This window comes from Kitasatospora sp. NPDC001175, from assembly GCF_053598215.1.
In genome coordinates this window covers 51,340-74,722 of the sequence record NZ_JBSFJU010000008.1, presented here as the reverse complement: position 1 = coordinate 74,722, position 23,383 = coordinate 51,340, and the positions used below count along the sequence as shown (strand labels likewise).

Genomic DNA, 23,383 nt, shown 5'->3' with positions numbered 1-23,383 from the left:
CACGGGCGCGCCGCCAAGCGCGCCCGTCGCCTTCCACCACCCACGGCAGAGGAGAACAGGCGAGTGGAGTTCGGGATTCTCGGGCCCCTGCTGGTCCGCGACGGCGGGCAGACCCGCGCCGTCCCCGGCCGCAGGCAACGTGCGCTTCTCGCGGCGCTCCTGATCCGGCACGGGCAGCCGACATCGGCGGATTTCCTGGCGGAGGCGGTCTGGGACGGACAGCCGCCCCGGAGCGCGTCCGCCGCCCTGCGCAACTACGTGATGCGACTGCGCAACGCCCTGGGCGAGTCGGGCAAGCGGATCCGGACCACCGCCGGCGGCTACCTGATCGACGTCGACGACCAGGAGCTCGACGTCCAGCGGTTCACCCTGCTCCGGAAGCAGGGCGTCTCGGCACTGCGGCATCAGGACTTCGAGCGCGCGGCCACCCTGCTGGACGAGGCCCTGGGGCTGTGGCGGGGGTCGGCGTTGGAGGACATCCCCTCGGACGTCCTGCACCGCGAGGAGGCCCGCTGGCTGGCCGAGGCCCGCCTGGACGCCTTGGAGGCGCGGACCGAGGCGCGGCTGTGCCTGAACGGCGACGCCGATGCTCTCATCGCCGAGCTGCGCGCGCGCACGGCCGAGCACCCGGAACGAGAGCGGCTCTGGGGCCTGCTCATGACGGCGCTGTACCGGGGCGGGCGGCAGTGCGAGGCGTTGACCGTCTACCAGCGGATGCGGCAGACGCTGGTCGAGGAGATCGGTGTCGAGCCCGGCCGCGAACTGCGCGAGATCCACCGACGAGTCCTGCGCGGGGAGCCCGATCCGTACGGGCCGACCAAGGCACGCTCCGAGCCGATCAGCGCGGTCTCCGTGCCGGCGACCAGGCCGGCCAGAGAGTCCGTGGCCGCGACCGGGCAACCGACAGCCGGGGAGCCGGCGACCGCGCGGGTGAGCGCCGGCCCGGGGACGGTAGCCGTGACGCCCTGCCAGCTTCCGTCGCCCCTGCCGGAATTCACCGGCCGCGAGGAGCAGGTGTCCCTGCTCGTCGACCGGCTGACCGCCGCGAACCGCCTGGCACCGTTCGTCGCGGTGATCTCGGGCCAGCCCGGGGTCGGCAAGAGCGCGCTCGCCGATCAGGTCGCACACGCCGTCCGGACTGAGTTCCCGGATGGCACACTCCGCGCCGACCTCCACGCCACGGCCGAGCAGCCCGCCGCCCCCGCCGCCGTGCTCGGCGCCTTCCTGCTCGCCCTGGGAGTTCCCGCCGAGCGGCTACCGGTCGGCCTGGACGAGCGCGTCTCGCTCTACCGCTCGCTGCTGACCGGCCGCCGCGTGCTGGTGGTGCTGGACGACGCCCGCGACATTGCGCAGCTGCGCCCGCTGCTGCCGAGCGACCCCGGCTGCGCGGCGCTGGTCACCAGTCGCCACCGGCTGCCCGACCTGCTCGAGGCGCTGCCGCTCGGACTGGACGTGCTGACCGTACCGGAGGCCGAGCGGCTCATGCACCGGCTGGTCGGGTCGCCCCGGGTGGCGGCCGAACCGCAGGCGGTGGCCCGGATCGTCGACGCCTGCGGTCGACTCCCGCTGGCACTGCGGATCTGCGCCGCCCGGCTCGGCGCGCGGCCCGCGTGGAGCATCGGGTACCTCGCCGACCGCCTGACCGACGAACTGCTGCTCGACGAACTGCGGGTGGGAAGCCTGGACCTCAGGGCCCGGGTGGCGGCCAGCTACCGGGCACTCGATCCGAGCGCCGCGTGGGCCTTCCGGGTGCTGGCCACGGCCGCGGACGGCCGGTTCTCGAGCGCGCAGGCAGCCCGGGCCATGAACCTGCCGCTGCTGGTCGCGGAGGAGGTGCTCGAACGGCTCGTGGACGCCCATCTCCTGGTCACCGACACCCCCGGCAGCTACTCCTGCCCCGCCCTACTGCGCGCCTTCGCCCGCGAGTTGAGCCACCCGCAGGGCCATCCTCGGGTCCGGGTACTGCCGGTGCCCGCAGCTAGGGCGCGTATTTGGTTGTGATCGAGTATGGGTGCAGATCTGATGAGGGTGCTGTTGATCAGGCCGCGAGTGTGAGGTGGTCGCGGTAACGGGCCTGGTGGTTGCGGGCGAACTCCTGCTTCTCGTGCCAGGTCCAGTAGGTGTCGAAGTCGGCGTCGGCTCGTAGCGCGCGGAGTGCCGGGTCACCCCCCGCATCCGCTCCGGCCATCGGCCGGCACCTCGTCCAACCCGAGTCGCGCCGTCAGCCGGACACAGCCACAAATCCCGTGTTACGCGCCTGTTAGGCGCCTGTTAGCCGATCCCGAGAGGCTGGCACCGCTGACCGCACGACCAGCACGGCACATGCCCGCCATGGCGTTCGGTCGAATCCCGCACCACATCCAATCAGGGTCCCGGGAGTCCACGACCAGGCTGCTTCTTCAGCGCAGCAGGCCAGCGACGTGGGGCGGCCCCTCAAAGGATCTGCACCCTTTCCGTTTCCTGAAAGAAGGTTGTTTCGCCATGTCCATCCTGAAGAAGATCGCTGCCGTCACGGCCCTTGCTGTGCCGATGCTCGTCGCGATTCCCGCGACCGCTCAGGCCTCCACTCCGTCTGGTTGTTCCAGCGTCACGCAGATCGGCAGCACCGCCTACCTCAACGTCGGCGGGGAGACGATGGCGTCGGTGAAGCAGTACAAGGGCTGCGGGAAGAACTACTCCTACCTGTACGTGTGGCAGAGCTACCGCTCCGCCCACAGCGACTGGGATGCGTGCGCGGCCATCGTCACCAACGGCGGACACTCCGTCCAGGACCCCCAGTGCGGCCACAACGAGGTGGAGCTGTGGTCCTTGGGCGCCGACACCCTGTCGCAGTGCACCCAGGCCCTGGGCTGGAACGGGAACGACGGCATGCCCTACCCCGGCGACATCGCCGTCAAGACCGACGAACGCTGCTGACCGTCCGGCCCACGGCGACCACTGGGGCGCCGGGTCCCCGAACGGCTGCTGCTGACTGTCCGACGGATTCCCCGAAGCCGGTCACGTCCATCGAGCAGTACTGACCCCCGAACCGTCACCAGAAGTTGTACCGGTCGCCCGGCGGCGCCGGGGCAGCGGCAAGTGCACCTGCCCCGGCGCCGCCCTTCTGCGCAGCAACCACGTCAGCGACGGCCGCACCGACCGGCGGTGCGGCTGAGCGCTGCCCCGGTCGGGAGCCCTCCATCGGAGCCCTCACCCGCCTGCTGCCCGACACCGGGACGAGGTCGGGGCCGATCCCTCCACCGAACCAGAAGGAACCACCACATGGCATCCGCCATCAAGACCCGCAACGCCGCAACCCGACTGCTCGCGGCCGTCGCCGTCCTCAGCGGCCTGGTGCTGAGCACCGCACAGGCCCACGCGGCGACCCCGCCGTCCTCTGCCGAGGTATCGGCGGCCACCACCACCGCGCTGCCCGAGGTGGACATGGAAGCCACCGTCCTGGCTGCCCAGATCGATCCCCGACGCCCCGACAGCACGCAGACCCCGGGGGCCCATGACTCGGTCCTGGCCGTCGAGCAGGCTCTGCAGGCCCGTGGCTTCCTCGACGCCCGCTGGGTGGACGGCTACTTCGGCACCAGCACCACCGCCGCCTACGCCGCCTTCCAGCGCTCCCTCGGCTACACCGGTCTGGACGCCAACGGACTGCCCGGCGTCACCTCCCTCACCGCGCTCGGGCAGGGCCGGTACACCGTCACCCACCAGATCAGGGCCGGCGCGCGCCTGCAGCGCGACGGATACACCGTCGACACCCGCACCCAGAACATGCTCACCGAAGCCGAACGCCTCCTGGGCTTCAGCCTCACCCTGTCCCAGGGCTCCTACAACCCCGGCGGCGATCCCACCTCCGCGGGCACCCACGACGGCGGTGGTGTCGTGGACATCAACGTCGACGGCATGTCCAGCACCACCCGCACCGCCGTCGCCAAGGCACTGCGCCAGGTCGGATTCGCCGCCTGGGTCCGCAACCCCACCCAGGGCGACTGGCCGTGGCACATCCACGCCGCGGCGATCAACGACACCGATCTGTCCACCCAGGCCCAGAACCAGACCGGTGACTACTACCTCGGCCTCAACGGCCTGGCCAACCACGGCGCCGACGACGGCCCCCGCATCCCCATCCAGACCTGGGAGCAGTACCAGCGCAGCCACTGACCGCGCACGGTACCACCCGAGCACGACCAGAGAACCCGTTGATGACACGTCACGAAAAGAGTAGGCCTTGAAGAAGATACGCACCACGCTCGCCGTCGCCGGCACCGCACTGGCCATGGCCGTCCCCCTCATCGGCGCCACCTCCGCCCCCGCCTTCGCCGCGTCCCGCGACGGATCCTGCGACGACGGAGAGTTCTGCTACTACTACAACAGCAACGAGGCCGGCTCGGTCTCCGACTTCACCGGCTCCATGAGCGACCTCGGAGCCACCCAGCCGAGCTGCTACGAATTCAAGGGTGCCGGCAACGGCCAGGGTGTCTGCGTCAAGAACAACGCCGCGTCGGTGTGGAACCGCACCGACAAGACCGTCCGCGTCTACTTCAACAGCGGCTTCGGCGGCGCCAGCCAGGACTTCGCCCCCGGCGAAAAGGGCAACCTCAACTCCACGCTGAAGAACAACAACGCCTCTCACCAGTTCCTCGGCGGCGGCGGCAGCAGCACTGGCTCCCAGAGCGCCACCGACGACTTCGACCACCGCAGCCGCGGCTTCGCCGACGACAACTGCACCGCCTTCGCGGCGTACCGCATCGCCAGCCGTCTCGGTGTCCCGGACTTCAACAACTTCTGGGGCGGCGTCACCTGGGGCGACGCCCACAGCTGGGCCAGCGCCGCCCGCAGTGCCGGCGTCACCGTCAACACCACCCCCACCGTCGGTGCCATCGCCGTCAACACCGTCCACAAGAAGGGCCACGTCGCCTACGTCAACGCCGTCTACTCCGACGGCTCCTTCGACGTCGAGGAATACAACTGGAACCACGACCTCGCCTACGGCACCCGCAGCCACCTCCACGTCAGCAGCGAAGATCTCGAATTCCAGTACATGCTCCACTTCTGACCAACCACCAGCAGGACACCCGGCACACCTGAGCCAAGGTCAGCTTCACAGCCGGGATGATCTTGTGGGTGTGCAGGTCACGGCGGTGTGACGATGTGCGCCGAACGCAGCGGTACGCATCGAAGCCCCGTCGGACAGGCGATCTCTCCAAGTCGCCTTCGTCCGACGGGGCTTCGACGTGCCGCCTGGGTTCCGCGCCACACGCACCGGGCGGCGACGGTGGCGTGTCGCGCGCCAGGCTTTGACGATGTGCACCGTCACGCCCCGGCGCTCGGCCTCCGTGGTGATGAGGTCGAGTTGGTGGCGCGCGCCGTCCACGAGCACGACCCAGGGCCGGCGGTGGGTGGGGTCGCGGTGCTCGGCCTCGTCAAACGCGGCGGTCACGACCTGGGCGGCGGTGTCGTCGACCGAGCCGGTCAGCCACTTGGCCCTGGCCTTGGGCCCGGGACGGCGTTCGCGCGCCTCGTCCTGGCCGTCGCCGCCGTGGGGGGCGGGGTCGGTAATGATGTCGTCGACGCCGCGTTTGGTGGGCTCGGCGTCGTGGACCGCTACCAGGGTGGCCATGCGCTTGCGGCCGTGCTTCTCCCCGGCGGCGAGTCGAGGACGGTTAGGGCAGTCGCCAGTCCACCGGCTGCGCGCCCTGACCGACCAGCATCTCGTTCGCCCGGCTGAACGGACGGGAGCCGAAGAAGCCCCGGTCCGCCGACATCGGGCTCGGGTGCGCCGACTCCACCGCGGGCACCGGCCCCAGCAGCGGGCGCAGGTTACGGGCGTCGCGCCCCCACAGGATCGCCACCAGCGGACCGCCGCGCGCCACCAGCGCCCGGATCGCCTGCTCGGTGACCTCCTCCCAGCCCTTGCCCCGGTGTGCGGCCGGCTTGCCCGGCGCGGTGGTCAGGGCGCGGTTGAGCAGCAGGACGCCCTGCTGCGTCCACGGGGTGAGGTCGCCGTTGGAGGGCGGCGGGAAGCCCAGGTCGCGGCCGTACTCCTGGAAGATGTTGATCAGGCTGCCCGGGATCGGGCGGACCTGCGGCGCGACCGAGAAGATCAACCCGACAGCGTGAGCAGATGACAGATCCGATAACAGCGCCTGACCGGGTCGGCACCATGCCTTCCGTCGCGCCCGGGCCGGGCGGGCCGAGCACTAGCTGTGCAGGCGGCCGACGCTGACGCGCCGTCCGCGGGCCGCACGGTCCCTGGCCTGCACCACCAGCAGGGCGACCGCCAGCCAACCGAGGCCGACGAGGACCTCGAGCGCCAGCTGCACCAGCCACGGCGAGCCGGCGGTGGCGGCACGGATCGCCTTGAGGCCGTGGCCGAGCGGCAGGACCTCACCGAGCACGGCCAGCCAGCGCAGCTTCGAGGCGAGTGGGGAAACGATCGCCGAGGCGGCCAGCACGAAGTAGGAGCCGAGGTTGCCGTAGAGGACGTCCCGGCTGCCGCCGACCGCGAGGGCGGCCAGCGCCAGGCCGAACATGGTGGAGGTCGTCGCGGTGAGCAGGTAGAGCGGAAGCACTGCGGTCAGGGAGCCGAGGCTGCCGGCGAATCCGAGCACCGGACCGTCCACCAGCAGCACCAGCAGCGAGTAGAGGAATCCGGACGTCAGGTACGGCAGCGACCGGCAGAGGTAGACGGCACCGGGCGGCAGCGCACCGGTCTGCAGCCGGTAGTAGGTACCGGACCACTGATCGGTCATCGGCACGTCGCAGACGCCGATCACCGTGTCCGTGCAGGCGGCGAAGGCGATCGCGCCGATGAAGGCGAAGTGCGCGCCGCTCTGGCCACCGACCAGGCGCCCGAGCATGGTGTAGAAGATCCCCTGCAGCAGCAGCCGCGGCAGCGTGGTGGTCAGCTGGACCTTAAGCGGATTGTCGGCGAGATAGATCAGGTAGCCGGTCCTGATCGCCTCGAGATGGCGCCGGGCGTGCTCACCCAAGGTCGATTGTCCCCTTTCGGCGCGCCCGGTCCACGACGCGGCGGAAGAGGACGTGGCCGGTCACGTAGTACAGCGTGATGAGCAGGACGAGCATCGACAGGGCCGTGAGCGGGACGGCGCCGCCGCCGGCGACCCTGCCAAGGAACTGATCGGCCCAGTAGAGGCTGATCAGCCGGGACAGCCAGGAGAGCTGTCCGGGGATGAGCGAGGTCGGGATCAGCAGTCCCCCAAGGATGAACACCGGGTAGGTCAGCGCGGCGGTCACGTGCACGGCATGCCGGGTGAGCACGAAGAGGCTGCAGAGCGCGAACCCCAGGGCCGTTCCCGAGAGGGCGACCAGCACCGCTCCCAGCAGCATCCAGGGCACGGCGTCGAGCGGCACCCGGGCTCCGGTGACCAGCGCCAGCACCAGGCTGGTGCCGACCAGCGTGGTCAACACCAGCAGTGAGCTGCCAAGACACTTGCCGATGACGACCAGGCGCGGATCGGTCAGGCTGGTGAGGTTCCTGGCCAGAGTGCCCTCGGCGATCTCGCGGCGCAGAATGCCGCCGACGGCCCACAGGGTCGCGCCCCACAGCGAGGTGAGCAGGATCGCGATCAGCCGCGATGCCCGTTGCGCCGGGGAGTCGGCGCCGCCGTGCTGGCCGGCCATCACCACGTAGAAGACCACGGGCTGGACCACCGCCGTGATCGGCACGGCCGGATGGCTGCGGATGACCAGGATCTGCATCCGCGCGGAGGCGGCCAGGATCCGCACCCAACGGGCCCCCACCCGCGCCACGGCCGTGGCGAAGCCGGTCCGCGCAGCGCCGTTCGGCGCACCGCTGCTCATGTCTGGGCCTGGAGCTGGATGAAGGCGTCCTCCAGACGCGCAGGCAGTACCTCCATGCCCTCGATCCGCGCCTGCCCCAGCGCCTCGCCGAGGCCGACGAGCACCGCGGGACTCCACTGCGGGAGCTGCAGGGTCAGCTGCCAGCCCCCGGCATCGGCTTCGATCCGGACGCCGACCGCGCCCGTCGGGCGGAACCGCTCCTGGGCCGGCGCGGCACCGGAGCCCCGCACCACGACGGTGGCGGTGTATCCCAGGCTGGCTGAGAAGTCGGCCACCGACATCTCGTGGGTGACCCGGCCCTTGTCCAACATCACCACACGGTCCGCGAGTTCTTCGACGTCGAGCAGGTAGTGACTGGTCAACAGGACCGCCACGCCGCTGCGGCGCAGCGAGGCGACCGAGGCCCGCAGCCGAGCCGCCTCGACCGGGTCGAGACCGACCGTGGGCTCGTCGAGCAGCAGCACCCGCGGGTCCGAGATCAGGCCGATGGCGATGTGCAGCCGCTGGCGCATTCCCTTGGAGAACGACTCGACCCGGCGGTCGGCGGCCTGGGCGAGCCCGACCTCCTCCAGGGCCGAATCCAGCCGCGCCATCAGGCTGCGGTGCGCGATGCCGTCCAGCATGCCGAAGAACCGCAGGTTCTCCCGGGCCGTCAACTGCCCGTACAGTCCGCGGTCTCCGCCGAGGACCACCGACTGGCGGGCGCGGACCGCGGTCGGGTCTCGCAGCACGTCCGCCCCCAGCACCCGGGCAGTGCCCGTGGTGGGCAGCAGGAGGGTCGAGAGGATCTTGGTCAGCGTGGTCTTGCCGGCGCCGTTCCCGCCGAGCAGGCCGACGATCTCCCCTTGGCCGACGGTGAAGGAAACCCCGTCCAGGGCAACCAGGTTCTTCCCGGACTCGGTGAACACCCGTCCCACGTCCAGGATCTCGATCGCCGGATGGTCCACGGCCCTACCCTCCTCACGATCCGCGGCGAGCGCCGCGGCACACGGATGAGCGGGGGGCGGCTCGAAAGCCGCCCCCCGCAGACACACGAGTTAGATCACCTCGGCGGCGTACTCGTTGTCCTCGATGATGTCCATCTCGTTGTTCTCCATGGTCAACTCCTCATCAACTATCGGCTGTTGCAACGCCGTCGCCCGTTGCGACGACGTTCCTCTCGATCAACTGCGCGGTGGCAGTGTCGAGAAGTTCTCGGGGGGTCCCGGCAAGGTCGGGGTCGGCCTCGAAGCTGCGGTGCACGTCATCGAGGGACCGGCCATCCAGCTCGCGCCAGAGGCGGACCGTGCCTTGCTTGACCCGGTATCCGGCGTCCGGTCCGGCCATGCCCCAGGAATCGGAGAGGCGGACGGGCACCACCCAGGGGCTCCTGGTCGGACCGCCGTCCTCCCAGTGGTCGGGGCAGGCGGCGATGTGCGGCGCCGGCGCGTCCCAGCCGTCGAGCAGCGCGTTCACCACCAGGTGACCGGCCACCCGCATGTTCTCGGTGACGACGCGGGTCGTCTCCTCGATGCCGCCGGGGGCCTGCGGCAGCCGCAGCCCGTCCCAGATCCGCGGGAGCACCTCGCGCAGCGCCTCGTTGCGGGCCGTACGCCGCAGGAGGAACTTGCGGCCCAGGTAGACGTCTCCGACGGCGGCGAGCACGCATTCCACCGCGCACTCGACGGCGATCGAGGAGGACTGCAGCGCGGTGAGTTCGTCGCCGACCTGCAGCGCCCCCAGCGCGTCCTCGCCGAAGCCCGACACATCGTAGGCCCAACGCGTCATCAGGATCTTACGGACCGTCAGCTTGGCCTGGTCGGTGGACGGCAGACCGCTGTCCTTGTCGATCAGCACCGAGCCGATCGCGTACCGGATCGACGGCTGCAGTTCCACATCGCCCACCAGGACCTGCCAGCGGTCCGTGCGGCTGGCCGTGAACTCGGTGCAGATCGCGGCGATCTGCTCCAGCTGCGCGGTCGACAGGGGGTTGATCTGGACGACGTACCCGCCTTCACGGTAGCCGCGCTTCGGCAGGTCCGTGCCCGGTTCGGCGGCGACGTACAGATCGACGTCCGACATCCCGTGGCCCAGACCCGCGGCCAACGAGCCACCGACGAAGGCCAACCGCACCTTGTCCGTGTCGACGACCCGCTCCAGGACGCTCCGGGCTGCCGCCAGATGCGTCTCGTCGACGAACTTGTCGGCTACCGCCACCACCGTCGAGACCGATGCCTCGCGTTCAGCAATCACCGTGCACCACCGAACCGTTGAGTAGACACCAGGAACCTCCATGCAGGCCTTGGATTCGATAGAACTCGGTACCGGAGTACACCTCGTCGAAGGCACCGAGGAACTCGCCCGGGGCGGCCGACAGCGCGATGCGCCCCGTTCCGACCGGCTTCCCGTCGCGCATCACCACTCCGGTCAACTCGCATTCGATGCGGCCGGTCGTGAAGTCCAGACCGCCGCGGAAGCCACGCAGGTCCTCGGCGACGAACCCGTCTCCCGGCAGGCTCTCCGGTGCCGCGACCACCTGCTCCGTGGTCGGCTCGACGTAGCAGGCTGCGGTGGCCGGCAGGATCTCGCTGTCCCACCCACCCCACTGGGCGCTTCCGGTGGAAGGTCCGGCGCTGGTGCAGCCGAGCAGTCCCGCGACCCTGCCCCGGTCCAGCAGGACCGTGCGGCGTCGCGCCACGCCCTCGTCGTCCACCGGAATGGCCCCCGGTCCACGCTGGGCCGCGCCGTCGTCCACCAGAACCAGCTTCTGCCGACCCGTGCCGATGACATCGCCCGTCTTCCAGCTGTGCGCCCGGTTGGCGTTGCGCAGGAAGGCGCGGCTGATCCGGCCGACGATGCGGGCAACGAGCAGCGGTGACAGCAGGATCCACTGGGGTCGGCCGGACGGGGCCGGTGATCCGGTCAGGGCGCTGAAGCTGCGGGTGTACTCCGCCAGCGCGCCGTCGATCGGAAGCTCGGTGACGTTCCTGCGGATCCGGGCTCCCTGAGCAGCGTCGAGACCGCGGGTAGCCGAGCGGATGTGAAGTTGCGCCTCGGTCTGCTGGTGCGTCTCGCTGCGGCCCGCGGAGTCGTGGAGCACCACGACCCGCCGGGTGCTACCGACCGTGACCACCGCCGGACCGCCGGCTGAGGCGTCCCGGTGGACGGCCGCGGCGATGGCCCGCAACTGCGCCGGTGTACTGGAGCCGTGGACCGGTTCCGCTGCCGGACGCGCCGCCACCTGCCCACGGCCGTCCTCCCGTGCGACCGGGCGCGGCACCTCGACCCGGGCCCGCCGGGCGTCGGCCAGGATCGTGGCCAGTCCTCGCTCGTCGAGTACGTTGCCGGTAGCCAGGCCGAGCCGGTCGTCCACCGATGAACGGACGCCGATCATCCAGCCGTCGGAAATCTGGTCGTGTGCCTGGCCCGACGAGCCGAGCCGGGTCATCACGGTGCGGACGCGGCGGGCGAAGACCTCGATCCGCTCGTCGCCCCGCGCTTGGGCCACAACGGCAGCGCACAGCGCGGCAGTGTCTGCGGTGGTCATGCGGGCACCCCCTTGCCACGGATGCCCAGGTGACCGAGCCTCAGGGTGGGAGCCCGGTGCGAAACCGGCAGCCAGCGCCCCTGGCGGCCGCACATCGAGACGCTTCCGGCCGCGTCGTTGCCGACCGCGTCCAGGGTCGCGAGTTCCGCCAGTCCGCCGTGGACGGTGAATCCGGTGAGCGGCCTGCCGATCTCGCCGTTGACGATCTCCCGTGCCTCGACCACCCGGATCATGAAGCGCCCCTCGGCGGGAACGGCGTCCGAGGAACCGACCTCCAGGACGAGGATCCCGTCAGCCGTGTCGCGGATGATCTCCTGCGGCGATTCCGGTCCGCGCTCCACCGTCAGATGCCGCATCCGCGGTACTGGCGGGTTGGTGTAGGCACCCCGACGGGCATGACCGCTGGCTCGAACGCCCAGGCGTGCCGCGTTGGCACGGTCCGTCAGGACACCTTCGACAGCGCCGCCCACGATGAGATCGGCCGCCACCGTGCAGGGCGTGCCCTCCTCATCGCTCGCCACCCGCTCCCAGGCCCAAGGGTCGGTGCCATCGTCACGAACCGTCAGATCGGGATGGGAGACCGACTGTCCGCGCTGACGCCACAGACTCGAGGAAACGGCGGTGTCGGCTTCCAGGGCATGCCCGATCACCTCGTGCGCGAAGACGCCTGCGGCCTCCGGGGCCAGGACCACTGCCGCCCGTGCCCGGCTCGGCGCCGTGGCCACCGCGAGGTTGGCAACTCGTTCCGCGGCCCGCCGGCCGGCCTCGGCCGCCCGTTCGACGGTCAGCGGCAGGTGAGCCAGCTCGGCGATGGTCACCGTCCCACGCTGTGCACCGATTCCCGCACTCACGGTGAGCCGGCGCATTCCGACATTCTGCCGGAGCGCGGGACCGGCCGCACCGGATATGTCCGGGCCGGATACGTAGCAGCGTTCCTGGTGCCATAGCCGGGCCTCCGCGTTCCGGGCACCGCACGAAAGCGCCCCCTCCCTCGCCGCCGCCAGCAGTTCACCGACTACGTCATGTTTGGTGGCAATGGTCGGGGCGAGCCCCTCCACCAGCTGGGAAGCGGATACGAGCGCGGCCTCGAGGTAATTGATCGGCAATCCGGCGGCCACCTCTGCGACATCTGAAAGCAATGCCCGGACATGCCCGGCCCCGACCCCGGACCGCTGGACGAAGAAGCTGTCCCCGGCACCCGTCGATCGGACCGCCATGCCGTCGAGGCGGCGTCCGGAGAACAGTCGCTCGCCGGCCGAGTTCACCGCTGTGACCTGCTCAAACCCTCGCTCCAGGTAGATGTTGGCGGCACCGTCGGTCACCTGCGCCCCGGAGGAGGAAGCTTCCGGACGATTCATTTCCTACCCTCTCCTTCATCGCGGGCGACCGGCATCGGCGCCACTTCGGACATACCTGGAATGCTGTGCGGAGAAAAACCCGGGGGATGGCGCTGCCGTTCGGCCCAGCCGGGAGAACCGACCGGATCGGCCATCCACATCAGGGGAGAAATACCGTCCCTGCCATTGCAGGGGTATTCCGGAGAATCAGGACCGGACTCGAAGAAAGACTGTACCGATTCCTGAGCGAGCCGCTTCGGCGATCATTTCCGCCAGCCGCTCTGCATTCGAAGTTAGAGACTGGGATCCCGCGGCGTCAAGTCCCTTTTCGCCGGTCGTTCGAATATCTTCGGCACGCGCCGACTCGGGCGCCCGGGAACGGGCCGCGCCGCAACACAACGCGAACGGTCGCATGCGCCCGAAGAAACGCGCGGGCCCACAGCGGACCGGTCGCATACTCGTCCAGGCCAGGAAGACCGGCCGGACAAGGCCTAGGAATGCGACTGCGCCGCGAAACCCCGCCGGCGCGGCCGACGGGGTGCTGGATCGGTGGAACCCGATCATCATGCGGGAGACCGGGCGTCGTGTCCAGGGCGTGCAAAGCGCCGGGCCGCGCTCCGGACCGGCAACCGGGCTAGCTGCGCCTGCAGTCCGGCTGCGCGTGGAGCAGGCCCGACCGAGCCAGCAACACCCCCAGATGGCAACGGCTCTGTGCCCCGAACTGCTCGTAGAGCTTGGCGACATGGGCTCGGCAGGTACGCACGCTCAGCCCCACCCGCCGGGCCACGACCTCATCCGTCGCGCCCTCGGCGAGAAGCCGAGCGATCGTCAGACGCACCCCGTCGACCGCCTCGGAGACCGTACTGGTGGGCAGTTCCGTCGCGAAGGGGATCGCGGCCAGCCAGGTCCGCTCGAACACGTCCGCGAGGAACTGGACGATCGCGGGCTGGCGGATCACCACGGCCGAGCTGCGCTGGCTGTTCCCCGGGATGAAGGCGACCTTGCGGTCGAAGATCATCAGCCGCTCGGAGAACTCGGCCATCGTCCGCACCTCCGACCCGTAGTGGCCGACCCGCAGTACGTACTCCCTGGTCGGGCCGGAGAAGACGGCCGAGCTCTGGTAGACGGTCCGCATCCGGACGCCCCGCTCGAGCAGCTCGCGTGTGTCGCGCCAGGCGGCCTCCATGGAGGCGAGGGAGCGGCCGCCACCAGGCTGCGCGGTGCAGATCTCCTCGGTGCAGGCCGCCGCGACCCGGGCGATCTCCCGGTTGATCGCATCCGGACCCTCGATGACTTCGCTGGCTCCGGAGCCCTCCTCCAACTGCGAGTAGATCGGGGCGAACTCGGCCAGCCCCTTGCGGATGCGCTGGCTCTGCCGCTGACAGCGCTCGATCTCGGCGAGCAGCGGATCCACCAGGTAACTCTCGGCCTGCGCCGGCGAGGTCGGCACATAGCGGCCCGGCGACTGCGGCGCGGACTGCAGCAGGGCCAGTCCCCGCAGCTGCTCGACGACCGCCTCCACCCGCTCCCGGGACCAGCCGAACGTGGCGACAACCTCATCCAGATCCAGGCGGTGGCCGTTCAGTGCGTAGCGATAAAGGTCGCTCGCGTCCTGGTGATCGACCGAAACCGTCATGAGTGACTCCCCAGCCCAAAGCCGCGATGGTGAAGCGGCCTCCTGTTGCTGCAATGCAGCTTCCTGCCCCCCTCAACTTATAGATCAGGTCGATTGCGCGAGTAAAGATCTTCTAGGAAGCGTTTGGCAGCTCACCTGAGACGTGGAGGAGCTCTGTACCGAAGCCGCCGCCTAGGGCGGCCCGGCACGCTTCTCCCACTCGGTAAGCAGCTGCGGCGTCAGACCCGCACAGTCTCGGAATCAATCCGGGCAGAGCCAGAAAATCGAGTTTTCCATGAACCGTTTGATTGTCACCGTACGTACCGCCCTGCTGACCGCGGTAGCCCTGCTGGCCGTCGGCGTCACCTCTGCCGCGGTCGCGGTTCACGACGGTCGCACGCCCACGCAGAACACCGCGGCCGCGGACATCCGCTGGGATCAGGTCATCCCGCCCGCGGGAGGCACTCGGTGACGGCCGCGGCCGCCAGCGGCTCGACCGGCACGACGGCCTTCGCCGATCTGCCGGTCGAGGTGCACTGCCACGGCTTCGGCGACGTCGACTTCTCCGACTTCGGCTCGCTGGACCTGCTCCGGCTGGACGAGGCCTGCGCCCGGGAGGGCGTGCTCAGCCTGCCGACGCTCTATCTGCACCGCGACCGGCTCGCCGAGTTCGAGGCTTTCGTGCACCGCTACGAGGCCCTGCGCCGTGACGGACTGCTGCCGCACATCGCCGGGATCGCGCTCGAAGGGCCGCTGCTGGCCAGCCACGGCGGCACACCGGCTGCCACCGTCTGGGTGCCGACCCGTCACGAGTGGGAACGGCTGACCAGCCTGGGCGAACACGGTCTGGTGTACTCCGTGGTCTCGCCGGACATCTTCTCGCCCGCCTCCGAGCTGGGCGACGCACTGCGGGCGGAGCAGCTCGACTTCCCCTGGCTGATCGAGACCATGCTCGGCCACGGCGTGCGGCCCGCCCTCGGGCACTTCACGCGGGCGGATCCGGAGCGCAGCGCCCAGCAGGTCACCGAGCTGGTCGACCTCGCCTGGCAGGCCGAGTGGAACGGCACCGGCACCAGGGTGGTGACCGACCACCTGTTCAACGACATGCCGCTGAACATCCGCCACGCCTTCCGCACCACGGCCGCCCGCCGCGACCGCGAGGCCACCATCGCCTCGTACGACTTGCCCTCGTGGACGCTGGAGAACGCGGCGCGGACGGTGGGCCCGGTGCCGGCCGCGATCATGCGGGAGGCGGCCGCCGGGCGCATCGCCGCCTGCATCAACTTCGACGGCGAGCACGTCGACCTCGCCATCGCCGCTCGCGCCGTCGAGCTGATGGGCCCGCAGAACACCATGTTGATGACCGACCGTTGCGACTCGGCCCGGCTCGGCGGCCAGGAACTGCACCAGACCGGCGAGAACGGGCTCTGGTACCAGGCCGGCGGCATCGTCGCCGCCGGTTCGCAGCCGCTGGCCCGGCAGATCGCCAACGCCCGGTCGCAGCAGCTCGGTGACGCGGACATCTGGCAGCTGGTGGCCGGCACGGCCCACCGCACCTTCGGCCTGGAGATCGCCGACGGGAGCGGGCCCCGCGCCATGGTGCCCAGCAGCCGGTCCCACTCCAGCCCGGCCTGACGCCGCGCCGCCCCAGCGCGCTGCGGCGATCCGCACTCACGGCACAGCTACCAACGGAGTACCCCCATGCTGGAAGCACTCGACCGTCTGGTCGTGGACTGGTCCGACTTGCCCCGGGCCAGGGCGCAGACCAAGGAGATTCTCACCGAACTGGCCGCCGACAAGCAGTCGCTGACGATGCTGCTGGAGCGCGCCCGGGAGGAGGAGGACCTCTTCGACAAATGCGAGCACCACCGCCTGATCGACAAGCTGGTCATCTACGACGCCCTGGACCGCGGGTTCCGCATCCGCGTCCACGTCTCCACCGACGACCACCTGGACCGGCCGCACGACCACCGGTTCTCCTTCAGCTCGCTGATCATGCGCGGCAACTACCGACACATCAGGCACGAGTTGGTCGGCCAGGCGCCGGACGTCCCCGAGGACGCGCAGAACGACTTCGAGGCCGTCCCCACCGATCTCAAGGTGGTGCCGCGCTTCGTCACCACCGAGCGCGCGGGCAACTGCTACACGCTGCACCACAGCGAGATCCACACCACGTACACCACGCCGGACACCGTCTCCCTCTTCCTTCGCGGCCCCGCCGAGAAGGACCGCTCGATCATCACCGAGCGGGAGACCGGACGTGTCTGGTGGCGCTACGGCGAGGACCAGGAGAAGGCCTCGCGGCGGGAGAGCAAGCGGATCAGCAAGGCGTACTTCGACGAGCTCACCGGTCGCCTGCGCGGGATGGAGGTCCTCTGATGACTGCGCTTCCCGACACCCTGCCGACGGCACCGCCAGCCGCGGACGCCGCACGCGCGGTGGCGCTGATGGAGTCCCTGCCGAGCGTGCGCTGGGACGACCTGGACGCCGCCGCCGAGGTGACCGAGGGTATCGCCCGCCGGATCGGCGACGACCGCGACCTGCTCCGCACCCTGGTGCTGCGCGCGCTGCACACCCCCGAGCTGCGCGAGAAGTTCGAGTGCCACGCGCTGGACGACAAGATCGTCCTCTGGGACGACCAGGAGAAGGGGCTGCGGATCCGCTTGCGGCTGGCCAACACCGACCAGTACGAGCGGGTGCACAACCACCGCTACAGCTTCACCGCGTACATCCTGCGGGGCGCCTACCAGCACACCCTGTACGCCACCGACCAGCCGCTGGACGAGACGGCGGACGTGACCCGGTTCTGGCCGTACCTGGTGCGCCAGGAGGACGAGGGGCAGGTCATCACACTCGACCACGAGCAGCTGCACACCACCATCACCGCACCGGAGACCATCTCGCTGATGATCCAGAGCCCGGCGCGCAAGCAGCGGTCGTTCATGATCCGCCGCGCCGACGGCCACGTGTGGTGGCGCTACGGCCAGGCCGACGAGAGCGCCGAGCGCCGCGCCGAGGTGCGGATGTCCGACGAGCGGCTCGCCCACTGGCTGGGGCGGCTGGAAGCACTCGGCCTGCTGTGACGGCCACGACCAGGGCGGCGGACGCGGCGGGCGGCGGCGCGGGCGACGACATCCGGTACGGATCGCTGCGCTACGGCGGCTCCGCCTGGCACCGGGTGGACCTGTACCTGCCGGCCGGGGCCCCCGCCCGGAACCGGATCGTGCTGCTGCACGGTGGATTCTGGCGCCACGACCGGGTGGCCCGCGACCTGCGGCCGCTCGCCACCGCCTTGGTCGGCCGCGGTCGGGCGGTGGCGGCCGTCGAGTACCGCCCGCTCTGGGACGGCGGCGCCTGGCCCGGCGCGGTCCAGGACGCGCTGGCCGCCGACGTGGCGCTGCGCGCGCTCGATCCGGCCTGGGCCGATGCCCTGCTGGTCGGCCACTCGGCCGGGGCGCAGCTGGCCCTGGGGATGGCCGCCGGACACGCCGAGCGGCGCCGCCTGCTGCTGCTCGCGCCCGTGGCCGACCTGGTGGCGGCGAGCGAGTTGGGCGTCGGCGCGGGGGCCGTCGAGCAGTACCTGGCCGATCACCTGGCGGCCGGCGGCACCGCCGGCCAGGCCACCCCGGCCCCCGACCCGCGCGACCTGGCCGGACTGGACGTCGTCAGCGCCGCCGAGGACCAGGCCGTACCGGCCGAGTTGACGCACCGTCAGCTGGACCGCTGGCGATCGGCGGGACTGCCGCTGCGGCACACCGAGGTCCCCGGAGCCCGGCACATGCACCTGGTCAATCCGCAGCGCCCCGGCTGCGCGGTCGTCCTCGACCTGATGTCCGCCCTCGGGACTGCGAAGGGAGATTCCTAGTGACCCCGCACCACACCGATCGACTGCGCCGCCGTTCGACCAGCGGCCCGTTGCGCATCGGTGTCCTGGTCTCGGCCACCGGAGCCAACCTCCGCACCCTGCTGGACCTGGGCCGCCGCGAGCCCGAGGGCTTCGAGGTCTGCCTGGTCGCCTCCCACGCCGAACGCGTCAAGGCGCTGGAGCTGGCCCGCGGGGCAGGCGTCGAGGCCTGGCCCGGCGACTTCGACGCCTGCTGCGGCACCGCCTCGGCCGCCTGCGACGACCCGCGCGCCCGCCAGGCCTACCGGGCCCGGGCCCGGGCCTGGCACGACGAGCTGAACACCCGGCTGGCGGACTGGGAGGGCCGGCACGGCGAGCTCGACCTGATCGTGCTCGCCTACCACCGCTGGATCGAGGGCGACCTGCTGGACCGCTACGCGGGCCGGATGATCAATCAGCACCCGGGCGACCTCGCCGATCTCGGTCCGGGCGGCGAGCGCCTGCTGATCGGCAAGGACCCGGTCCGGCTGGCCATGGCGCTGGGCCGCCGCACCACCCGCACCTCCTGCTTCCTGGTGGACGGCACCCGCGACGGCGGCGCCGTCCTGGCCATGGGACCCGAGGTCCCCGTGGCCGGCCGGCAGGCCACCGTCGAGGACGCCTGGCAGCAGGAGCTGATGCAGAAGCGGCAGAGCGACCCGTTCTGCCTGGAATGGACGGTCCGGGCCTTCGCCGCCGGCCGGCTCGCCCTGTCCGGCACCGAACACCCCGACGGCAGCAGGGCCGTCCTGGTGGACGGTGTGCCCACCCCGCTCGGCGGCTGCCGACTGACAGCGAGCAGTGATCTCCGTGCCTGAATCCTCACCGGCGGACCTCGACCGCCGCACCACCGTACCCGCCGCCGCGTTGGAGGCGCTGACCGCCGACCGGAGCAAGCGCGACCACTACCGGCTCGACACCTATGCGCGGGAGGGCCTGCGACTGTTCGGAGCGCTCGGGGCGCTGGACCGGCTGGCCGAGTACACCTTCGTGGTGCTCAAGCCCGACGCGGTGGCCGGCCGCCGCTGCGCCCTGGTGCTGGACACCCTCGCCGAGGAGGGCTTCCGCCCGGTCGCCGCCGCGCCGGTGCGGTTCGACCCGCTGCTCACCCGGGAGATCTGGCGCTACCAGTTCAACGCCGCCTCCGACCAGCGGATCGCCGTGGTCGACCACCTGCTCGGCTCGGGCCCCTCACTGGTGGTGCTGCTCCGCGACGCCCACCGCGACGCGACACCGGACCACCAGCGGCTGCCCGCGAGCGTGCGCCTGACCGCGCTCAAGGGAGCCGCCGACCCGAACGCCGCACGCGGTCAGGACCTGCGGACCAGGATCGGCCGGGTGAACGGCCTGTTCAACTTCGTGCACACCGCCGACGACCCCGCCGATCTGGTGCGCGAACTGCGGCTCTTCTGCTATCGCACCGGCTCCCAGTGGCTCGCCGAGGGACTGGGGCGGCCGCTGCCCGACGCCGCGGCCCCCGACAACCCCGCCAAGGAGCTGCTGCCGCAGCTGGAGGAGCAGATCCCCGCGCACGACCTCGACCTGGCCGCCGCACTGCGCCGGCTGGCCGAACGCGCCGACGGGTGGGGACGGCTGGCCACCGGGCACGCCGACCGCGCACAGGTCGCCGCCTGGCTCGACGCGCTGCGCGAGCTGGAGCTTCCGGACGGGACCGCCCGCTGGGACGTCCTCACCGTGGTCACCGGCTGGATCGACTGCAACGCCCCCGACGTCACCCCGATTCTCGCCACCGCCCGCCCGGCGGACTGGCTGCCCGCAACCGCCCCGGAAGTGGCTCTCGCATGACCGACTCCAGCACCACCACCGTTGACGGCGTCCCCTCCTTCGCCGGGGCGGGGAACCTGATCTACCGCGAGCCCTCGGTACCGCGCTTCGTGGCCGGCTCCGGCTGCTACCTGACCGCGGACGACGGCCGCCGCTACCTGGACGCCGAGGCGGCCAACGGCACCGTGGCCTGGGGCTACGACCGCGACCTGCTGCACGAGGCGCTGGTGCGGTGCATGGAGCTGCCCGCCCTGCCCTCGTTCTGCGAGTCCACGGTGCGGCTGCGCGTGCTGGAGCGGCTGGAACGCCTGGTCTCCGAGGTGGTGGGGACACCTGGGCGGGTGGAGCTCGACCTGGGCGGTGCCCAGGCGATGGAGACCGCCCTGCGGATCGCCTTCAGCAACAACGGCCCCGGCACCGTCGTGGTCTTCGAGGGCGCCTTCCACGGGCGTTCCGGCGTCACCAGCATGCTCAGCTCCAGCCCGCGCTACCGCGAACTGCTCGCCGCCTGGGGGCTGGAGGTGGTCCGGCTGCCCAGTCCGGACAGCCTGCGCTGCCCGCACGCCGACGAGAACGGCACCTGCCCGCCCGGCTGCGTCGAGGCGGTCTCCCGCTGGGGCTCGGAGCTGACCGGTGTGGGTGGCCGTGACTTCGGCCGCAAGGTCTCGGCCTTCATCTTCGAACCGGTGCAGAACGTCGGCGGCATGGTTGAGCCCGACCACGCCCTGCTGCGGGCCGCCGTCGACCACGCGCGCCGCCAGGGCGCCCTGGTGATCGCCGACGAGATCTTCACCGGAATGCATCGGGTCGGCCCCCGGTGGGGCTTCCAGCGCTCCGGTGTCGTCCCGGACATCGTGGTCACCAGCAAGGGGCTGACCAACGGCGGCGCCGCGCTCAGCATGGTGTGGGCCCGCGAACCGCTGGCCCACCCGTCGCGCTACCGGCCGGGCAGCCACTCCTCAACGTACATCGGCATCCCGCACGCCCTGGCCGTCGTCGACACCGTGCTGGACCGCTGGCAGGCCTGGACCGAGGTGGACGCCGACATCGACCGGCTGGAGCGGGAAATGGACGTCCGGCTACGGGAACTGGCGGCCCGTCACCCGGCCCTCGTCCGGCGGGTGGACGCGATGGGCGGCACCGCCCGGATCGTCCTGACCGGCCCGCACGCCGCGCGGCTACGCCACCACTGCCGCAGCGTCCACCCGGACGTGGGCGTCCTGGTGGCCACCACCGGCATGGCGCCGGACGTCATCAACCTGCATCCGCCCCTGGTGATCGGCCCGTCGGACCTCGATGTCCTCGCCGAGGTGCTGGATCTGGCACTACAAGCAACGGCCGCTCCCGAAAAGGACAACTCATGACCGGGCACGCTCACCGTGCATCCAGCGCCGCACCGATCCCGACCGGGATCCAGGCCGTCGTCTTCGACTGCGACGGGCTGCTGGTCGACACCGAGGGCTGCTGGACCCTTGCCGAGACGGCGCTGTTCGCGGAGCACGGCCATGAGTTCGGCCCGGAGCAGAAGGCCCTGGTGATCGGCAAGTCGCTGCCGGACGTCGGCACCGTGATGGCCGAGTACTTCGGCCGTCCCGGTGACGGCGACCGGCTCGCCGCCCAGCTGCTCGAGGGTGTCCGCCGGGAGCTGGCCGGCGGCGCGAAGGCGCTGCCGGGCGCCCTTGAGCTGGTCAGGGCGTGCGCCGCACGGGTGCCCGTCGCCGTGGCGAGCAACAGCCCCCGAGTGCTGCTCGACACCGCCCTGTCCACCTCCGGCCTGGCCGAGCTGTTCCCGGTCTCCTTCGCCGCCGACGAGGTGTCCACCCCCAAGCCGGCCCCCGACCTCTACCTCACGGCCTGCGCGGCCCTGGGCGCCGATCCCACCGCGTCGGTGGCCTTCGAGGACTCCGGCACCGGCGTCGCCGCGGCCCGGGCCGCCGGACTGCACCTGGTCGTCGTCCCGTCGCTGCCCGGCCAGGGCCTGGACCACGACTGGCTCCTCGACTCACTCGCCGACCCGGCTCTGCAGGCCTGGTCCCAGGCCGTCACCGCGAGGAGCACCGGTGTTCTGGACTGACGATCCGGTGGTCTGCCTGTGCGGCGGCATCACCGAGCGCGCCATCCTGGCGGCCCTGAACGAGGGCATCACCGATCTGCCCTCGGTGCGCGAGGCCACCGGCGCCAACCAGGGCTGCGGCGACTGCCTGCGGGACATCGAGGAACTGCTGGGAGAGCAGGGCTGATGGGCGTGGAAACGGAACGCAAGTTCCTGGTCGGACCGGGCTGGCGGGCCGCGACGGTGCGCACCCAGGAGATCCGGCAGGGCTACCTCTCGGGGGACCCGGCGCGGGTGGTGCGGGTCAGGGTGGAGGACCGCCGCTCGGCGACCCTGACCGTGAAGGGCCGCCGCACCGGCGCCCACCGGCCGGAGTTCGAGTACCCGCTGCCGCTGGCCGACGCACAGGAGCTGCTGGACTCGCTCTGCATGCGGCCGCTGGTGGAGAAGCGGCGGCACACCCTGGACACACCTGACGGCCCGTGGATCGTGGACGAGTTCTTCGGCGAGAACGCCGGGCTCGTCCTCGCGGAGCTGGAGACGGACCGGGCCGAGGAGATCACCGAGCTGCCCACCTGGGTGCTCCAGGAGGTCACCACCGACCCGCGCTTCGACAACGCCTACCTCCAGGAGCACCCCTACCCGCTCTGGGCGGACCAGGACGGCCGGCGCGCCCCGGCGGCCGTCACGCCGGCGACCGCCGAGCTGGTGATCTTCGACTGCGACGGGGTCCTGGTGGACTCCGAACCGATCGCCAACGCGGAGCTGGCCACGCTGCTCACCGAGGCGGGGATACCGACCGGCTACCAGGAGTGCGTCGACCGCTACATGGGCGGCAGCCTGGAACGGGTCCGGGAGATCGTCCGGGCCCGGAGCGGCCGGGAGCTGCCGGAGGACTTCGCCGAGCAACTGCGGGCTCGGCTGCTCGCCGCGTTCCGCGACCAACTGAGGCCGGTTGCCGGGATGGTGGACGTCCTTGCGGCACTGGCCGAACGGGGCACCGCATTCTGTGTCGCCTCCAGTTCTCCCCGGGATCGGCTCGCGCTCAGCCTGGAGGTCACCGGGCTCGCACCGCTCTTCGAGGACCGGGTGTACAGCGCCGCCGACGTCGCCCGTGGCAAGCCCGCCCCGGACGTCTTCCTGCACGCCGCCGCCCGGATGGGCGTGGACCCCGCCAACGCCGTGGTGGTCGAGGACAGCGGCCCCGGCGTCGCGGCGGCCCTGGCCGCCGGCATGGCCTGCGTCGGCTACGCCGCGCTGACCCCCACCGAGCGGCTGACCGGCGCCGATCCCGTGGTACGCACCGCCGCCCAGCTCGGCGCCGCGCTGGGCCTGCTCGGCGTCACCGACATTCCGTTCAAGGAGTAGC

The 23,383-nt window shown here is 71.2% G+C and carries 24 protein-coding genes and 1 pseudogene; 15 read left to right on the top strand and 10 right to left on the bottom strand.

Features of this window, described 5'->3' with window-relative positions:
• The first annotated feature begins 63 nt into the window (after positions 1-63).
• A complete protein-coding gene (locus tag ACWDAK_RS08630; RefSeq protein WP_427394060.1) occupies positions 64-2,001 on the top strand; it encodes an AfsR/SARP family transcriptional regulator in 1,938 nt (645 codons plus the stop codon).
• A 37-nt stretch (positions 2,002-2,038) separates the two neighbouring features.
• Here the strand turns inward: ACWDAK_RS08630 and ACWDAK_RS08625 are convergent, their stop codons facing one another.
• Positions 2,039-2,188, bottom strand: coding sequence for a hypothetical protein (locus ACWDAK_RS08625; RefSeq protein ID WP_344635318.1), 150 nt, complete (start codon positions 2,186-2,188; stop codon positions 2,039-2,041).
• Between the two features lie 293 nt (positions 2,189-2,481).
• On the opposite strand from ACWDAK_RS08625, the gene ACWDAK_RS08620 reads away from it, so the two are divergent.
• From ACWDAK_RS08620 to ACWDAK_RS08610, 3 genes are all read left to right on the top strand, one after another.
• Complete coding sequence (locus tag ACWDAK_RS08620) at positions 2,482-2,916, top strand: hypothetical protein (protein WP_344635317.1); 435 nt, start codon at positions 2,482-2,484, stop codon at positions 2,914-2,916.
• A gap of 345 nt (positions 2,917-3,261) precedes the next feature.
• Positions 3,262-4,152: a peptidoglycan-binding domain-containing protein gene (locus tag ACWDAK_RS08615; protein ID WP_344635316.1), complete on the top strand. Its 891-nt coding sequence runs from the start codon at positions 3,262-3,264 to the stop codon at positions 4,150-4,152.
• 67 nt (positions 4,153-4,219) lie between these two features.
• Positions 4,220-5,047 carry a CHAP domain-containing protein gene (locus tag ACWDAK_RS08610; RefSeq protein ID WP_344635315.1) on the top strand — a complete coding sequence of 276 codons (828 nt, stop codon included), beginning with the start codon at positions 4,220-4,222 and terminating at the stop codon, positions 5,045-5,047.
• Between the two features lie 45 nt (positions 5,048-5,092).
• Here ACWDAK_RS08610 and ACWDAK_RS08605 read toward each other — a convergent pair whose 3' ends face one another.
• The 9 genes and pseudogenes from ACWDAK_RS08605 to ACWDAK_RS08565 form a co-directional block, all read right to left on the bottom strand.
• Entirely contained in the window at positions 5,093-5,611 is a 519-nt protein-coding gene (locus tag ACWDAK_RS08605) for a hypothetical protein (RefSeq protein WP_344635314.1), read from the bottom strand.
• 43 nt (positions 5,612-5,654) lie between these two features.
• Positions 5,655-6,110, bottom strand: a pseudogene (locus ACWDAK_RS08600) (uracil-DNA glycosylase); the annotation flags it as partial.
• 81 nt (positions 6,111-6,191) lie between these two features.
• Complete coding sequence (locus ACWDAK_RS08595) at positions 6,192-6,983, bottom strand: ABC transporter permease (RefSeq protein ID WP_344635313.1); 792 nt, start codon at positions 6,981-6,983, stop codon at positions 6,192-6,194.
• Complete coding sequence (locus tag ACWDAK_RS08590) at positions 6,976-7,815, bottom strand: ABC transporter permease (protein ID WP_344635312.1); 840 nt, start codon at positions 7,813-7,815, stop codon at positions 6,976-6,978. The genes ACWDAK_RS08595 and ACWDAK_RS08590 overlap by 8 nt, the downstream gene beginning before the upstream one ends.
• Positions 7,812-8,762 (bottom strand): ABC transporter ATP-binding protein, encoded by a 951-nt coding sequence (locus ACWDAK_RS08585; RefSeq protein WP_344635311.1) that lies wholly within the window; start codon positions 8,760-8,762, stop codon positions 7,812-7,814. Before ACWDAK_RS08585 ends, ACWDAK_RS08590 begins: the two co-directional genes overlap by 4 nt.
• A 163-nt stretch (positions 8,763-8,925) precedes the next feature.
• Entirely contained in the window at positions 8,926-10,047 is a 1,122-nt protein-coding gene (locus tag ACWDAK_RS08580; protein WP_427394059.1) for a hypothetical protein, read from the bottom strand.
• Positions 10,037-11,341 (bottom strand): metallopeptidase TldD-related protein, encoded by a 1,305-nt coding sequence (locus tag ACWDAK_RS08575; RefSeq protein WP_427394058.1) that lies wholly within the window; start codon positions 11,339-11,341, stop codon positions 10,037-10,039. The genes ACWDAK_RS08580 and ACWDAK_RS08575 overlap by 11 nt, the downstream gene beginning before the upstream one ends.
• On the bottom strand, positions 11,338-12,699 hold the full coding sequence (locus tag ACWDAK_RS08570; RefSeq protein WP_344635308.1) for a TldD/PmbA family protein: 1,362 nt from the start codon (positions 12,697-12,699) through the stop codon (positions 11,338-11,340). Before ACWDAK_RS08570 ends, ACWDAK_RS08575 begins: the two co-directional genes overlap by 4 nt.
• Before the next feature lie 613 nt (positions 12,700-13,312).
• The gene (locus ACWDAK_RS08565) at positions 13,313-14,314 is read right to left on the bottom strand and encodes a helix-turn-helix transcriptional regulator (RefSeq protein ID WP_344635307.1); all 1,002 of its coding nucleotides are present in this window, start codon (positions 14,312-14,314) and stop codon (positions 13,313-13,315) included.
• Between the two features lie 274 nt (positions 14,315-14,588).
• On the opposite strand from ACWDAK_RS08565, the gene ACWDAK_RS08560 reads away from it, so the two are divergent.
• The 11 genes from ACWDAK_RS08560 (at position 14,589) to ACWDAK_RS08510 (ending at position 23,382) form a co-directional block, all read left to right on the top strand.
• Positions 14,589-14,765 (top strand): hypothetical protein, encoded by a 177-nt coding sequence (locus ACWDAK_RS08560; RefSeq protein ID WP_344635306.1) that lies wholly within the window; start codon positions 14,589-14,591, stop codon positions 14,763-14,765.
• On the top strand, positions 14,762-15,928 hold the full coding sequence (locus ACWDAK_RS08555; protein ID WP_344635305.1) for a hypothetical protein: 1,167 nt from the start codon (positions 14,762-14,764) through the stop codon (positions 15,926-15,928). Before ACWDAK_RS08560 ends, ACWDAK_RS08555 begins: the two co-directional genes overlap by 4 nt.
• 66 nt (positions 15,929-15,994) lie before the next feature.
• Entirely contained in the window at positions 15,995-16,672 is a 678-nt protein-coding gene (locus ACWDAK_RS08550) for a hypothetical protein (RefSeq protein WP_344635304.1), read from the top strand.
• On the top strand, positions 16,672-17,376 hold the full coding sequence (locus ACWDAK_RS08545; RefSeq protein WP_344635303.1) for a hypothetical protein: 705 nt from the start codon (positions 16,672-16,674) through the stop codon (positions 17,374-17,376). The genes ACWDAK_RS08550 and ACWDAK_RS08545 overlap by 1 nt, the downstream gene beginning before the upstream one ends.
• Positions 17,373-18,158, top strand: coding sequence for an alpha/beta hydrolase (locus ACWDAK_RS08540; RefSeq protein ID WP_344635302.1), 786 nt, complete (start codon positions 17,373-17,375; stop codon positions 18,156-18,158). The genes ACWDAK_RS08545 and ACWDAK_RS08540 overlap by 4 nt, the downstream gene beginning before the upstream one ends.
• Entirely contained in the window at positions 18,158-18,994 is an 837-nt protein-coding gene (locus ACWDAK_RS08535; protein ID WP_344635301.1) for a formyltransferase family protein, read from the top strand. The genes ACWDAK_RS08540 and ACWDAK_RS08535 overlap by 1 nt, the downstream gene beginning before the upstream one ends.
• Positions 18,987-19,982, top strand: a complete 996-nt coding sequence (locus ACWDAK_RS08530; RefSeq protein WP_344635300.1) for a nucleoside-diphosphate kinase — start codon at positions 18,987-18,989, stop codon at positions 19,980-19,982. Before ACWDAK_RS08535 ends, ACWDAK_RS08530 begins: the two co-directional genes overlap by 8 nt.
• Positions 19,979-21,325, top strand: coding sequence for an aminotransferase class III-fold pyridoxal phosphate-dependent enzyme (locus tag ACWDAK_RS08525; protein WP_344635299.1), 1,347 nt, complete (start codon positions 19,979-19,981; stop codon positions 21,323-21,325). Before ACWDAK_RS08530 ends, ACWDAK_RS08525 begins: the two co-directional genes overlap by 4 nt.
• Positions 21,322-22,035, top strand: a complete 714-nt coding sequence (locus tag ACWDAK_RS08520) for an HAD family hydrolase (protein WP_344635298.1) — start codon at positions 21,322-21,324, stop codon at positions 22,033-22,035. Before ACWDAK_RS08525 ends, ACWDAK_RS08520 begins: the two co-directional genes overlap by 4 nt.
• Positions 22,022-22,201, top strand: a complete 180-nt coding sequence (locus ACWDAK_RS08515; protein ID WP_344635297.1) for a (2Fe-2S)-binding protein — start codon at positions 22,022-22,024, stop codon at positions 22,199-22,201. Before ACWDAK_RS08520 ends, ACWDAK_RS08515 begins: the two co-directional genes overlap by 14 nt.
• Entirely contained in the window at positions 22,201-23,382 is a 1,182-nt protein-coding gene (locus ACWDAK_RS08510; RefSeq protein ID WP_344635296.1) for an HAD-IA family hydrolase, read from the top strand. The genes ACWDAK_RS08515 and ACWDAK_RS08510 overlap by 1 nt, the downstream gene beginning before the upstream one ends.
• The last annotated feature ends 1 nt before the right edge of the window (position 23,383 follow it).